Below are 13,016 nucleotides of genomic sequence, written 5' to 3'. Positions count from 1 at the left end.
CGATCTGTGACGACGCTTTGGTAAAGAACCGTCGCCAATCGTGCGGTCAACCTGGCAGGGCTTCGAAGTGGCCGATAGGTTTGTGGCCATGAGGGAAGCGCCGCATGTGCTGGGCATCGTCCTGGCCGGTGGGGAGGGCAAGCGGCTGCACCCGCTGACGGCGGACCGAGCCAAGCCGGCGGTCCCCTTCGGGGGTGCCTACCGGTTGATCGACTTCGTGCTGTCGAATCTGGTCAACGCTCGCTACCTGCGGATTTGCGTTCTGACGCAGTACAAGTCGCATTCGCTGGACCGGCACATCTCGCAGAACTGGCGGTTGAGCGGCCTGGCGGGGGAGTACATCACGCCGGTGCCGGCGCAACAGCGCCTCGGCCCGCGCTGGTACACCGGGTCCGCCGACGCCATCTATCAGTCGCTGAACCTGATCTTCGACGAAGACCCGGACTACATCGTGGTCTTCGGAGCCGACCACGTGTACCGGATGGACCCCGAACAGATGGTGCGCTTCCACATCGACAGTGGGGCCGGGGCGACCGTCGCGGGGGTTCGGGTGCCGCGCGCGGAAGCCTCCGCGTTCGGTTGCATCGACGCCGACGAGTCCGGCCGGATCCGCGGGTTCATGGAGAAGCCGGCGAACCCTCCTGGCACGCCCGATGATCCGGCCAGCACGTATGTGTCGATGGGCAACTACGTCTTCACCACCAAGGTGCTGATCGACGCGATCCGCGCCGACGCCGACGATGACCACTCCGACCACGACATGGGCGGCGACATCATGCCGCGCCTGGTGGCCGACGGAATGGCCGCGGTCTACGACTTCTCCGACAACGAGGTGCCCGGCGCCACCGAGCGGGATCGCGGCTACTGGCGTGACGTCGGAACTCTGGACGCGTTCTACGACGCGCACATGGACTTGGTGTCAGCGCACCCGGTGTTCAACCTGTACAACAACCGCTGGCCGATTCACGGCGCGACCGAGAACCTGGCGCCGGCGAAGTTCGTCAACGGCGGCTCGGCGCAGGAGTCGGTGGTGGGCGCCGGCAGCGTCATCTCGGCGGGCTCGGTGCGCAACTCGGTGCTGTCGTCGAATGTGGTGATCGACGACGGCGCGATCGTGGAGGACAGCGTGATCATGCCCGGGGCCCGGGTGGGACGCGGCGCGGTGGTGCGGCACGCGATCCTGGACAAGAACGTCGTGGTCGGGCCCGGCGAGATGATCGGTGTCGACCTGGAGAAGGACCGGGAACGGTTCTCCATCAGCGCCGGCGGCGTGGTGGCCGTCGGAAAGGGAGTTTGGATCTAGCGGATTAGAACGGCTCCTCGGCGCCGCCGGGGTTGCAGCCGTTGGCGAGCAGGTTCAGGGTGCTCACGTCCGGGCGCCACGGCTCCAGATTCCAACTGGTCTTGCCGGGCTGGATGAATTCGGCGAACTGCCAGTGGCACAGGAACTGCGCGCGCATGCCGGGGTTGTTGGCCTCCGGGTTGCGCTTCACGACTTCCGCCCAGGCCTGCTCGCCCTGGCGCAGGGTGCCGGGCTCGCCGGCCTCGGTTCGGCCGGTGTCGGTCGGGTAGACGCGCAGGCTGGTTCCGCCGTCGTAGGTCACCCACTGGGTGTTCGCGACGTACGGCGCCGCGCTGATTCCCGCGGCGCCCAGGAAGCCGCCCGCGCCGCCCAGGCCACCCGCGCCGCCTTCACCGCCGAGGCCGCCGTCGCCGCCGCGGCCGAACAACAGCCCACCCGCGCCGCCGTCGCCCCCGGCGCCACCGTTTTCGTCCCCGTCGCCTTCACCGCCGACGCCGCCGTCGCCGCCGCGGCCCGTCCACCAGGCCCCGGCACCGCCCACTCCGCCGTCACCGCCGATGTCCCCCGCAACACCGATGCCCCCGGCGCCGCCGGTGCCCCCGGTGCCCAGCAGCATGCCGACTCCCACGCCGCCGGTGCCGCCGCCCGCACCCGCGCCGCCGGCACCGCCCGCGCCGCCCACGCCCATGAACCAGCCGCCGGCGCCGCCGTCGCCGCCGGCGGCTCCGACACCGCCCAGCCCGCCCGCTCCACCGTTGCCGAAGAAGCCCGCGTCGCCGCCGGCGCCGCCGATCCCGTCGATACCCGCGACGCCGGCTCCGCCGTCGCCGAACAGGAAGCCGCCATCACCGGCGTCGCCGAACCAGCCCGACTGACCGAACAGGCTGGTGTTGACGCCGTCGAACCCGTCGATGCCGTCGCCGATCAGATCGCGGCCGAACAGCGTGGCAAACGGTGCGTTGATCACACCCAGGCTGAGCTCGCCGAACGGGCTGGCAATCCACTGCTGGAGCCCGTCATGCAGCGGTGCGTAGATGAACTGGTTCACCCAGTCGGCGGTGTCGAGGGACTGGCTCGGGCCGGGCCAGGCCAGCACCGCGTCAATGACGTCGGAGAACAGCTTGTTGGTGGCCGGATCGAGTTGGTCGGTGAAAGACTGGACCAGCGCCATCAGACTGCCCAAGTCGAGCCCGCCTGCCGCGCTGCCGGCGACTTCCACCGGCGCCGCTGCATCGAGCAGCCAGTCCCAGTCCGCCTGCGCCGGGGCGGCGGCCAGCATCGGGGTGAGGCCCACTACCAGGGCGCCTGCTGCAGCGGCGGCCGTACGGGTGGGGGAGACGGTGCGGGTGCCGATACCGCGGGTGACGCTGCCCTGCTTGCGTGCGCGCATGGCTCTACCGATCTTCCTAAGTAGGAACTAACAGTCTTTACTTAGGGAACTGTAAGCCACTGGAGTCCGCGGCGGTATCCCGCCGGGCCCATCACCAGAGGTAGGGCAGCAGACGGTAGCGGACGTGGCGGGTGTATTCGCGGTATCCGCTGAGCTCCTGGGCCAGCAACTGCTCCTCGTCGAGGATTCGGACCACCAGGATGGGCAGGCTGACGAGCACACAGACCAGCCCCCAGTACGAGCCGAGCGCAAGGGACAGGCCGATCATGGTGACCAGCACGCTGAAGTACATCGGGTGCCGGACCAGGCCGTACATCCCGGTCGATATCACCGGCTGTTCGTTCTCGACGGTGATGTTGGCCGCGGCGTAGCCGTTTTCGACGACAGCCAGGACGCCCAGGCACAACCCGAGCGTCACCGTCACCAGCCCGAGGATCGAGACCTCTGTCGGGGGTGTCGACCAGCCGAACCGATGGTCTACGGCGCTGACCACGAACGTGGCGGTGAATGCCCCGATCAGGGCCGTGCTGGCAAACTTCTGGGCGGGCCTGGACTCGGCCGCGGGCCCACCGCGCAGCCGTCGCTGCAACACGCCCGGACTGGTGAGGCCCCAGTAGACGCAGCAGGCGATGCTGATGACCGCGTAGATCGCCAGGAACGCCCAGGCCTGCCAGTAGTCGAAGGTGCCCGCCGGCCAGAACAACACCACGCCCCACAGCACTGTCGCAACCAGTCCGTAGCCCACGGCCTGACCGATGATCTTCATGCGCGCCGCCTTCTCGTTCACCACACGTAGGGCAGCAGTCGGTAACGCACCCGCGCGGTGTACTCGCGATATCCGCTCAGTTCCTGGGTCAGCAACCGCTCCTCGTCGAAGATGCGCACGATCAGCAGGGCCATCCCCGGCAGCAGCAAGACCAGCCCCCAGTAGGAGCCGAGCGCCAGTGGCGTACCGGCCATCAGGAGGACGTTCCCGGTGTACATCGGGTGCCGCACCAGCCCGTACAGGCCCGTGGAGACCAGCGCCTGGCCCGCTTCGACGGTGACGTTGGCCGCCGCGTAGCCGTTCTGGATGACCACCGCCATGGCCAGGAGCAGTCCGGCCGCCACCAGCACGTCGCCGAACAGGCAGACCGCCGTCGGCACCGTCGACCATCCGAGACGGTGATCCACCGCGCTCAGGACGAACAGGGCGGGAAAGCAGATGAAGATGGCGGTGATCACGATCCGTTGCACTGGCCGCGTCTCCGCCAGCGGCCCTACCTGCATCCGCCGATCGAGTGCGGCCGGATTGGTGCGCATCAGGTAGACACTGGGAATCCAGGTGGACGCGGCGAACACCGCGAGGAACACCCAGGCCTGCCAGTAGTGCACTGTCCCGGCCGGCACGAACAGCAGCAATCCGAAGGCAACCAGGCCCAAAAAGGCTGAAAACAAACCTTTGCCAACAGCTTTCACGTCGTCCTCCTCATGTCGTCAGATCCCTGCGCCGGAAAGCCTGCAAGCCCACGGCGATCAGTGCGGCGTCGATCGCCAGCAGCACCACCAGCGGCACGACGCGCAGCGCGCCGTCTCCGATCACCGGGATGTGGGCGAATGGTTCGAGGTCGAGCAGCCACTGCGGCAGTCCGGAGATGGAGCCGAGCAGATACAGCGCGACGAACCCGGTCAGCACCGCCCACGCGGCGGGCGCGACCCTGGGGACGAGCCCGAACAAGGCGACCGCCACGGCCGCGGGCAGCCAGACCGCCGGCAACTGCACGGCGGCGCTGCCCACCACCGCGGGCACCTGGGCGCCGATGTCGCCGGTCGCCGTCCCGTAGACGATTCCGGCCACCAGCCCGGCAGCGAGCATCGCGAGCGTCGATCCGGCCAGTGCGGCCACCAGATGGCTTGCCAACCAACGATTTCGCGACAACGCTCCGGCGAGCAGCGTCTCGGCGCGCGTTGCGGCTTCCTCCTGGTGCAGCCGCAGTACCAGCGACACCGCGAAAGCTGCCGCGACCATGCCCAGCATGGTGAACGCCACCGCGACGAATGCATGCTCCAGCGCCCCGGTACCGCCCAGCCGGATGACGACGTCGCGGGCGCGGTCGCTGCCCACTTCGTCGCCGATACCGTGCACCACGCTGCCGACCAGCAGCCCGTAGAGCACCAGGGCAGTCGTCCACAGCAGCAGCGCCCCGCGGTCGAGCCGCCACGTCAAGCCGAACGTGCCCGCCAGCGTCGGCGCCGCCCGGCGGGGGCCCGGACGGTCGGCCAGCAGCCCGGCCCCGACATCGCGGCGGGCGGCGAGCCGATAGGCCAGCCAGGTGAGCGCAGCCGTCGCGGCCAGATGCAGTAGCAGCACCCACCAGCGGTCACCGGCGTACGGCCGGACCTGTAGCGACCAGCCCAGGGGTGAGAGCCACGACAGCGCACCCGATCCCGCATCGCCCACGGCGCGCAGCGTGAACGCGCCGGCCAGCACGCCGAACGCGGCGCCACGGGCGAACCGTGCGCTGGGTGACAACTGGGCGGCAACCGCGGCCACGGCGGTGAACACCAGCCCGGAGCAGGCCAGTGCCGCTCCGAACGCCCACGATCCGGCGGCCGGCACGGCGGTGGTCAGCAGGCCCGCCGCCCCGATCACACCGGTGGCCACCGACGCACCCGACGCCAGCAGTAGCGCGCCGGTCAGCCCGGCATAGCGGCCCACCGCGGTCGAGTCGATCAGCTCGGTGCGGCCGGTCTCCTCGTCGGCGCGGGTGTGCCGGATGACGGTCAGGATCACCGCGACCGCGATCAGCAGGTGGAAAATCCCGGCCTTCCAAATGCCCACCGCGCCGAGGGAGTCGTTGTAGACCTGGCCGTACATCGCGCGCTGCGCCGGGCTGGCCATGATGGTCGCGGCCAGGCCGGCGCGGTCGGCGGCGCTGGGATAGATCGCCTCGACGCTCGCGATGTAGACGCTGGCCAGCGGCAGCGACAACAGCAGCACCCACAAGGGCAGCACGATGCGGTCGCGGCGCAGGCACAGGCGCAGCAGCCCCAGCGTGCCAACGAGATTCGATCCGCCCCGGCGGTATTGCGGTGACGCGGGTTGGACGACGACGGCAGTCATGCCCGGACCGTGTCGTAGTGACGCAGGAACAGCTCTTCGAGCGTCGGTGGTTGGCTGGTGAGGCTGCGCACGCCGGCTGCGCCGAGCACCGCGATGAGCTCTGCGAGGCTGGCGCTGTCGACCTGCGCATGCAGCACGGTGCCGGTGTATCGCACGTCCGCGACCCCCGGGATGCGGGTCAGATCACCCGGATCGCGCATCAGGTCAGCCTGAATCGAGGTGCGACGCAGGTGCCGCAGCGATTCCAGCGAGCCGCTTTCGACCACGCGCCCGGCCCGGATGATCGTCACCCGCTGGCACAGCGTCTCGGTCTCGGCCAGAATGTGGCTGGACAGCAGAACGGTGGCTCCGCGCCGGCTCGCCCCGGCGACGCATTGCTGGAAGACGTTCTCCATCAAGGGGTCCAGTCCGGTGCTGGGCTCGTCGAGCACGAGCAGCCGGGCGTGCGAGGAGAAGGCGGAGATCAGCGAGACCTTCTGACGGTTGCCCTTGGAGTAGGTGCGGGCCTTCTTGCTCGGGTCCAGGTCGAAGCGCTCGATCAACTCGTCGCGGCGCCGCTCGTCGAGGCCGCCGCGCATCCGCGCCAGCAGGTCGATGATCTCGCCTCCGGTCAATGCCGGCCACAAGGTGACATCGCCTGGAACGTAGGCGATCTCGCGGTGCAGCTCGACCGCGTCGGTCCTGGGATCACCGCCGAGCAGCCGCACGGTCCCGCTGTCGGCCTTCACCAGGCCCAGCAGGATGCGGATGGTGGTGGATTTGCCGGCGCCGTTGGGGCCGAGGAAGCCGTGCACCTCGCCGCCGTAGACGGTCAGGTCCAGTCCGTCGAGCGCCTTGACCTGGCCGAAGCTCTTCTTCAGTCCGCGGATTTCGATTGCCGGCCAATGGTTGTCAGGTCGCATCCGTTCCCCCTTGTTCGGTCGCCAGGAAAGCGTCGTACATGGTGCGGTCGGTCATCAGGCCCTCGGTGTAGATCTCGAGCGCGGGCAAGATCATGTCGCGCGCGTAGTCGCGCAGCACGGCGCGCAGATCGGTCGGGTTCTCGTGCATCTGCAGATACAGCAGGAATCCGCCGCCGTTGTTGACGGCCAGGAAGCGGGCCCGGGCTTTCGGGTCGCGGCTGGGTTTGAGGGTGCCGGCGCGTACGCCCTCGTCGAGGTAGCCTTCGGCGTTGTCCATCATCCTGCGCCACAACGTGTTTGCCAGCTCGCCGCCGGACTGCATGCTGCGGACCAGGTAGGCCATCATCGGCGCATAGGACTCGATTTCGGCCATCTGCGCGAACCAGGTTCCGGGGTCAGCCGAGCGCATCGCCTCGGATTTACCGCTGCGGATCTCTTCGGCGACGAACTCGTCGCAGGCCCTGCGCAGCCCCTCTTTGGAGCCGAAGTGGTGGATGACCAGAGCGGCGCTGACTCCGGCGGCCTCGGCGATAGCCCGGACGCTGACACCGAATCCCTGCCGCCCGAACTGCTCGATGGCCGCATCGCGGATTCTCGCGGTGGCCGTCAAGTCCGCTGAACGCATGTTCAATACGCTAAACACGCGTTCAGTCGAGTGTCAAGACCTTGCCCCCACCCATTGGCGCGAGGGTGCGTGTTTGTCCGTCAGAACGCGGCGTGTCGCGTACCAACGCGCACGCTCGCGCAGGTGGGTGGGGAGCGCAGGTGCGTGCGGGAGTGCAGGTGGGTGGGGGGTGAAGTCTCAGTCGCGGACGGCGGCCAACAGGCCGTCGCCCAGCGGAATCAACGCCGGGGTCAGCCGCTCGTCCACGGCGATCAGCCGGGCGGCTTCGCGCACGGCAAGCACCTCGGGGTCGTTGGCCGCCGGATCTCCGGCCCGGCCGCCCAAGGCGGCCCGGTGCACCACGACCACGCCGCCGGGCCGCAGCAACCGCACGGCTTCCAGGACGTAGCCGGGCTGGTCGATCGGGTCGGCGTCGACGAACACCAGGTCGTAGGACTCGTCGGCGAGACGGGTCAGAACCTCTTGGGCGCGGCCGCTGATGAACCGTGTTCTGCCGGGCCCGATTCCGGCGTCACCGAAGGCCTGCTTGGCGGTCCGCTGGTGCTCGGGCTCGATGTCGATCGTGGTCAGCACGCCGTCTTCGCCCATCCCCGACAGCAGCCACAGCCCGCTGACGCCGGCGCCGGTGCCCACCTCGACCACCGCCTTGCCGCCGCTGAGTTTGGTCAGCAGGCTCAGCAGCGCGCCGACCGCGGCGCTGATCGACCCGACGCCGATCTCCCCGGCCCGGTCGCGGGCGGCTGCCAGAACAGCGTCCTCGGTCATGGAGTCCTCGGCGTGCGCCAACAGAGCATCGGCTCGACTGCGCGGCGGCTCCCCGGGAGTGTCGTCGGTGCTGGCCATGTCCGCAGCGTAGGACAAAGCCGTTTCGGCCCGCGCACCGGCGCGCCCGCCCGACACGCCCGGGGCGCGGCCCGTGTCCGAACTGTTACCTGGTCGTATAACCGCAGTGCGTGGCGTATTCGAACACAGGTTCACAGTCGGAGTTCAGTGACAGCACAGAGCTGGCATACCGCGATAGGCAACGGTATCGGCATGGAACGAGGTAGGAACCGGCCTCGAGACGCTAGGAATACGAGGGGCCCGGTGCGCGTTGACCGCGATAGTGAGCTGCCGTCGCCAGACGGCGGACCCGAGCTAGAGGACGTCGCCATAACCACTTTGCTGCCCCCGGTCGCCATGTCGCACCCGACCACCCACTCGGACCGTTACTCCGACACCGATTGGGTCGAACAGCCCGAGGAGCCGCAGGGCACCGCGGTGTTCGACGCCACCGGAGACGTTGCGGCGATGCCGTCGTGGGACGAACTGGTGCGCCAGCACGCCGACCGGGTCTACCGGCTGGCTTACCGGCTCTCCGGAAACCAGCAGGACGCAGAGGATCTCACCCAGGAGACCTTCATCCGGGTGTTCCGTTCGGTGCACAACTACCAGCCCGGAACCTTCGAGGGCTGGCTGCACCGCATCACCACCAACCTGTTCCTGGACATGGTGCGCAGGCGGGGGCGCGTCCGAATGGAGGCGCTGCCGGAGGACTACGACCGGGTGCCCGCCGACGAGCCCGACCCCGAGCAGATCTACCACGATGCGCGGCTGGACCCGGACCTGCAGGCAGCGCTGGACTCGTTGGCGCCGGAGTTCCGCGCTGCGGTCGTGCTGTGCGACATCGAAGGCCTGTCCTACGAGGAGGTCGGGGCCACGCTCGGGGTGAAGCTGGGCACCGTGCGCAGCCGTATTCACCGAGGCCGCCAGGCCCTGCGTGACTATCTCGCCGCTCGAACCAGTCAGCGCGACGGTTTGGCCTTCGGCGGCGTCGCGGCCGGCTGAGCCGCGCCGCCGACACCTTCGGGTTTCCGCGTCCGCGGGCGGTATCGCGCTACATTCTTATTGGGTCTTTATTGAGCCCGATTGAGTGCTGATCTGGGTATGCGATCGGAGAGGAGTCCGGTGTGACGGACCGCGGAGGTGTCTTCCGTCGCGCATTCTCCTGGCTGCCCGCTCAGTTCGCCTCGCAAAGTGACGCGCCGGTCGGTGCCCCGCGCCAGTTCGGGTCCACCGAACATCTCTGCAGCGAGGCGATCACCGCCTACGTCGACGGTGAGTTGCGGATGAACGCCCACCTGCGCGCGGCCCACCACCTGTCGCTGTGCCCCGATTGCGCGGCCGAAGTGGAATACCAGGGCCGGGCGCGCTCGGCCCTGCGCGATTCGCATCCGATCCGGATTCCCTCCGCGCTGCTCGGCCTGTTGGCCCAGATCCCCGATTCCCCGGCCGACTGTTCGCCCGACGAGCCGACCAGGCCGATGCCCGCCCGGTTCGACGACGGCAAACCTCAAGAACGCCGTAAACGTCGGTAAGGTGGATCTCCAGCGGCGCCAGCGCCCGGTGATGCTGTGCTCGCGGAGCCTGGAAGCGACCCAGGGCTGGACCCGGAAGAGGAATAGGTGAGCTCCAACAACGAGAACGCCGGCGGTAACCGCTTGGCACCGCGACCCGTCTACCGGCCCCCTGTGGACAGTGCGTCCAAAAAGGCCTTCGGCCGGCCCGACGGGGTGCCCGGTTCTTTCATTCCCGCCGACGTACGGCCCAAGAAGTACCGTGAACAGGGCGAGTTCACCCCGCGTGACCTGCCGCCGGACCCGGTGCTCAAAGAGGCCTTCAGTCGGCCCTACGGCAGCGGCCCCTCGTTGCAGCGCCATCCTGCCGACGCCGGCGCGCTGGGCCGCAACGGCAAACCGGACGGGCTGGAAGACACCCGCGACCCGTGGCGTGACCCCGCCGCCGGCGCCGCCCTGGGTGCGCCGGCCGTGGTCCCGCCCGCACCGCGGGCGCCCGGCGAGTGGGGTGGCCGCCTCGGCGTGCGCGACGTGCTGTTCGGCGACCGGATCTCCTACCGGGCGCTGGCCACGCTGGCCGCGATTGCGCTGGCGATCGGCATGGTCGGCGGCTGGGTGGGACGTACCACCGCGCAGGTCGTCGAGGCATTCACGACGTCGAAGGTGACGCTGTCCACCAAGGGCAACGCCGAGGAGCCGGCCGGGCGGTTCGCCAAGGTCGCCGAAGCCATCGCGAATTCCGTGGTGACCATCGAGTCGGTCAGCGACGACCAGGGCATGCAGGGCTCCGGGGTGGTGATCGACGGCAAGGGCTACATCGTCACCAACAACCACGTGATCTCCGAAGCCGCCAACAACCCCAGCAAGTTCAAGACCACGGTGGTGTTCAACGACGGCAAAGAGGTGCTGGCCAACCTGGTCGGTCGCGACCCGAAGACCGACCTGGCCGTGCTCAAGGTCGACAACGTCGACAACCTGTCGGTGGCCCGTCTCGGTGACTCCGACAAGATCCGGGTCGGTGACGAGGTGATCGCGGCGGGAGCTCCGCTGGGCCTGCGCAGCACCGTGACCCACGGCATCATCAGCGCCGTACACCGGCCCGTGCCGCTGTCCGGCGACGACTCCGACACCGACACCGTCATCGACGCGGTGCAGACCGACGCCTCGATCAACCACGGCAACTCCGGCGGTGCGCTGATCGACATGGATGCCCAGCTGGTCGGGATCAACACCGCCGGAAAGTCGTTGTCCGACAGCGCCAGCGGGCTGGGATTCGCGATCCCGGTCAATGAGATGAAGACCGTGGCCGAGGCGCTGATCAAGGACGGCAAGATCGTGCACCCCACGCTGGGGGTCAGCGCTCGCTCGGTCAGCAACGCCATCGCCTCCGGCGCGCAGATCGCCAACGTCAAGGTGGGCAGCCCCGCGGAGAAGGGCGGCATGCTGGAGAACGACGTGGTGGTCAAGATCGGTGACCGTACCGTGGCCGACGCCAACGAATTCGTCGTGGCGGTCCGCAATCTGACCATCGGCAAGGAAGCCCCGGTCGAGGTGGTCCGGGACGGGCGCCATGTGACGCTGACGGTGACCCCCACCCCCGACGGTTAGAAGTTCGCCTCGATGTTCGCGAATGTCGGCTGGGGCGAGATGCTCGTCCTCGTGGTGATCGGGCTGGTGGTCCTGGGCCCGGAGCGGCTGCCGGGAGCCATCCGGTGGACCGCCGGCGCGCTGCGCCAGGCCCGCGACTACGTCACCAACGCCACCGACCAGCTACGCGAAGAGATCGGTCCGGAGTTCGACGACCTTCGGGCGCCGCTGAGCGAACTGCAGAAGTTACGCGGCATGACACCGCGCGCCGCGCTGACCCGGCATCTGCTCGATGGCGACGATTCACTGTTCACCGCAGTCGGTTCGCTGGCCGCAGAGCCTCGCCCGAAGCCGCTGACACCGGCCGTGGTGCCCGAGCCGGGGGGACCGGCTCCCTTCGACACCGACGCGACCTAGACCACACTCAGCGCTGGGAGCCCCCGGTGTCCAAGCCCAGCGACATCCCCACCAGCCCGCGTCGGCGGGTGGCCAGCTGATCGGCGACTCGGCGCAGCTCCTTGCCCGCCACCGAGTCCGGCGAGAGCACCACCGGGGATCCGGAGTCGCCGCCGGTCACCATCTCGCTGTCGATCGGCACCTGACCCAGCAGCGGCACGTCACGGCCCATCGCCCGGGTCAGCCGCTCGGCGACCCGCTCGCCGCCGCCCTCGCCGAACAGGTGCATGGTGGACCCGTCGGGCATGGCCAGTCCGGCCATGTTCTCCACCACTCCGACGACCTGCTGGCGGGTCTGCAGTGCGATCGCCCCGGCCCGCTCGGCCACCTCCGCGGCCGCCTGCTGCGGCGTCGTCACCACCAGGATCTCTGCCGACGGAACCAACTGTGCCACCGAGATCGCGATGTCACCGGTGCCCGGCGGCAGGTCCAGCAACAGCACGTCCAGGTCGCCCCAGTACACGTCGGCCAGGAACTGCTGCAACGCCCGGTGCAGCATCGGGCCCCGCCACACCACCGGTGTGTTGCCCTGGGTGAACATCGCGATCGAGATCACCTTCACGCCGTATCCGATCGGCGGCATGATCATCGAGTCGACCTGGGTGGGCAGGGCGGTGACGCCCATCATCCGTGGTACCGAGTGGCCGTAGATGTCGGCGTCGAGCACCCCGACGGACATTCCGCGTTCGGCCAGCGCGACCGCGAGGTTGACCGTCACACTGGATTTGCCGACCCCGCCCTTGCCCGAGGCGATCGCGTACACCTTGGTCAGTGAGCCCGGCTGGGCGAACGGGATGACCGGTTCCCGAGCGTCGCCACGCAGCTGTTTGCGCAGCTCGGCGCGCTGCTCGTCGCTGAAGACATCCAGGCTGACCTTGACGGGTCCGGTGCCGGGCACGTCGTTGATCGCGGTGGTGACGTTGTTGGTGATCTCGGCTTTCATCGGGCAGCCGGCGATCGTCAGGTAGACCGTGACGTGCACGCTGCGGTCGTCCGCGATCTCGATGCTCTTGACCATGCCCAGATCGGTGATGGGACGCCGGATATCGGGGTCCAGCACATTGCCCAGCGCTGCATAGATCGCGTCGTGCAGGGCCGCAGTCTCATCGTGATTCTCGGACATCGCAACCGAGTCTAGGCCAGCGAGGCAGGGCCTTTGCCTGTGAGATGCGTCAGGCCGGGGGGACGGCCTGCGCTCCGTCCTGGGGTGCACCGGCAGGCGCCTGGGGTGGCGGCGCGCCCGGTACGTCCGGCGGTGCCGGAGCGACGGCGTAGGCCGGCATCGGCGCAGGCGGGGCCGGCGGGGCTTCCGGG

Annotated in this window: 13 protein-coding genes; 5 read left to right on the top strand and 8 right to left on the bottom strand. The window is 69.0% G+C overall.

Annotated features, from left to right (window positions below; translation table 11 throughout):
- The first annotated feature begins 88 nt into the window (after positions 1–88).
- Positions 89–1,303 (top strand): glucose-1-phosphate adenylyltransferase, encoded by a 1,215-nt coding sequence (gene glgC, locus ABW16_RS00065; protein WP_047317108.1) that lies wholly within the window; start codon positions 89–91, stop codon positions 1,301–1,303.
- A gap of 4 nt (positions 1,304–1,307) precedes the next feature.
- On the opposite strand, the gene ABW16_RS27685 is transcribed toward glgC, so the two are convergent.
- The 7 genes from ABW16_RS27685 to ABW16_RS00030 all read right to left on the bottom strand — a co-directional run bounded on the left by ABW16_RS27685 (position 1,308) and on the right by ABW16_RS00030 (position 8,166).
- Positions 1,308–2,693 (bottom strand): DUF2599 domain-containing protein, encoded by a 1,386-nt coding sequence (locus ABW16_RS27685; protein WP_052956725.1) that lies wholly within the window; start codon positions 2,691–2,693, stop codon positions 1,308–1,310.
- Between the two features lie 91 nt (positions 2,694–2,784).
- Complete coding sequence (locus ABW16_RS00055; RefSeq protein ID WP_047317621.1) at positions 2,785–3,459, bottom strand: methyltransferase family protein; 675 nt, start codon at positions 3,457–3,459, stop codon at positions 2,785–2,787.
- A gap of 17 nt (positions 3,460–3,476) precedes the next feature.
- Complete coding sequence (locus ABW16_RS00050; protein ID WP_047317107.1) at positions 3,477–4,151, bottom strand: methyltransferase family protein; 675 nt, start codon at positions 4,149–4,151, stop codon at positions 3,477–3,479.
- 10 nt (positions 4,152–4,161) lie between these two features.
- Positions 4,162–5,796 carry an ABC transporter permease gene (locus tag ABW16_RS00045; RefSeq protein ID WP_200900590.1) on the bottom strand — a complete coding sequence of 545 codons (1,635 nt, stop codon included), beginning with the start codon at positions 5,794–5,796 and terminating at the stop codon, positions 4,162–4,164.
- On the bottom strand, positions 5,793–6,698 hold the full coding sequence (locus tag ABW16_RS00040; RefSeq protein ID WP_047317106.1) for an ABC transporter ATP-binding protein: 906 nt from the start codon (positions 6,696–6,698) through the stop codon (positions 5,793–5,795). Before ABW16_RS00040 ends, ABW16_RS00045 begins: the two co-directional genes overlap by 4 nt.
- Positions 6,688–7,323: a TetR/AcrR family transcriptional regulator gene (locus ABW16_RS00035; RefSeq protein WP_047317105.1), complete on the bottom strand. Its 636-nt coding sequence runs from the start codon at positions 7,321–7,323 to the stop codon at positions 6,688–6,690. Before ABW16_RS00035 ends, ABW16_RS00040 begins: the two co-directional genes overlap by 11 nt.
- 177 nt (positions 7,324–7,500) lie before the next feature.
- Positions 7,501–8,166, bottom strand: coding sequence for an O-methyltransferase (locus ABW16_RS00030; RefSeq protein WP_047317619.1), 666 nt, complete (start codon positions 8,164–8,166; stop codon positions 7,501–7,503).
- A gap of 192 nt (positions 8,167–8,358) precedes the next feature.
- Between ABW16_RS00030 and sigE the strand changes: the two genes are divergently transcribed.
- From sigE to tatB, 4 genes are all read left to right on the top strand, one after another.
- Entirely contained in the window at positions 8,359–9,150 is a 792-nt protein-coding gene (sigE, locus tag ABW16_RS00025) for an RNA polymerase sigma factor SigE (protein ID WP_082133880.1), read from the top strand.
- A gap of 122 nt (positions 9,151–9,272) precedes the next feature.
- Entirely contained in the window at positions 9,273–9,680 is a 408-nt protein-coding gene (rseA, locus tag ABW16_RS00020) for an anti-sigma E factor RseA (protein WP_047317104.1), read from the top strand.
- A gap of 87 nt (positions 9,681–9,767) precedes the next feature.
- A complete protein-coding gene (gene htrA / locus ABW16_RS00015) occupies positions 9,768–11,267 on the top strand; it encodes a serine protease HtrA (protein WP_047317103.1) in 1,500 nt (499 codons plus the stop codon).
- A 12-nt stretch (positions 11,268–11,279) separates the two neighbouring features.
- Positions 11,280–11,663 (top strand): Sec-independent protein translocase protein TatB, encoded by a 384-nt coding sequence (tatB, locus tag ABW16_RS00010; protein WP_047317102.1) that lies wholly within the window; start codon positions 11,280–11,282, stop codon positions 11,661–11,663.
- 7 nt (positions 11,664–11,670) lie between these two features.
- Here the strand turns inward: tatB and ABW16_RS00005 are convergent, their stop codons facing one another.
- Positions 11,671–12,825 carry an Mrp/NBP35 family ATP-binding protein gene (locus ABW16_RS00005; protein ID WP_047317101.1) on the bottom strand — a complete coding sequence of 385 codons (1,155 nt, stop codon included), beginning with the start codon at positions 12,823–12,825 and terminating at the stop codon, positions 11,671–11,673.
- Positions 12,826–13,016: the final 191 nt, after the last annotated feature.

Origin of the sequence: Mycolicibacter heraklionensis (assembly GCF_001021505.1) — a bacterium.
Taxonomy (GTDB): Bacteria; Actinomycetota; Actinomycetes; order Mycobacteriales; family Mycobacteriaceae; genus Mycobacterium; species Mycobacterium heraklionense.
The sequence above is the reverse complement of the archived record's forward strand: the minus strand, read 5'-3'. Positions and strand labels throughout refer to the sequence as shown.

What these genes read in the sequence shown, in the direction of transcription:
- glgC (WP_047317108.1), top strand. Translation starts at nt 89, where the DNA reads ATGAGGGAAGCGCCGCATGTGCTGGGCATCGTCCTGGCCGGTGGGGAG.
- ABW16_RS27685 (WP_052956725.1), bottom strand. Translation starts at nt 2,693, where the DNA reads ATGCGCGCACGCAAGCAGGGCAGCGTCACCCGCGGTATCGGCACCCGC.
- ABW16_RS00055 (WP_047317621.1), bottom strand. Translation starts at nt 3,459, where the DNA reads ATGAAGATCATCGGTCAGGCCGTGGGCTACGGACTGGTTGCGACAGTG.
- ABW16_RS00045 (WP_200900590.1), bottom strand. Translation starts at nt 5,796, where the DNA reads ATGACTGCCGTCGTCGTCCAACCCGCGTCACCGCAATACCGCCGGGGC.
- ABW16_RS00040 (WP_047317106.1), bottom strand. Translation starts at nt 6,698, where the DNA reads ATGCGACCTGACAACCATTGGCCGGCAATCGAAATCCGCGGACTGAAG.
- ABW16_RS00035 (WP_047317105.1), bottom strand. Translation starts at nt 7,323, where the DNA reads ATGCGTTCAGCGGACTTGACGGCCACCGCGAGAATCCGCGATGCGGCC.
- ABW16_RS00030 (WP_047317619.1), bottom strand. Translation starts at nt 8,166, where the DNA reads ATGGCCAGCACCGACGACACTCCCGGGGAGCCGCCGCGCAGTCGAGCC.
- sigE (WP_082133880.1), top strand. Translation starts at nt 8,359, where the DNA reads ATGGAACGAGGTAGGAACCGGCCTCGAGACGCTAGGAATACGAGGGGC.
- tatB (WP_047317102.1), top strand. Translation starts at nt 11,280, where the DNA reads ATGTTCGCGAATGTCGGCTGGGGCGAGATGCTCGTCCTCGTGGTGATC.
- ABW16_RS00005 (WP_047317101.1), bottom strand. Translation starts at nt 12,825, where the DNA reads ATGTCCGAGAATCACGATGAGACTGCGGCCCTGCACGACGCGATCTAT.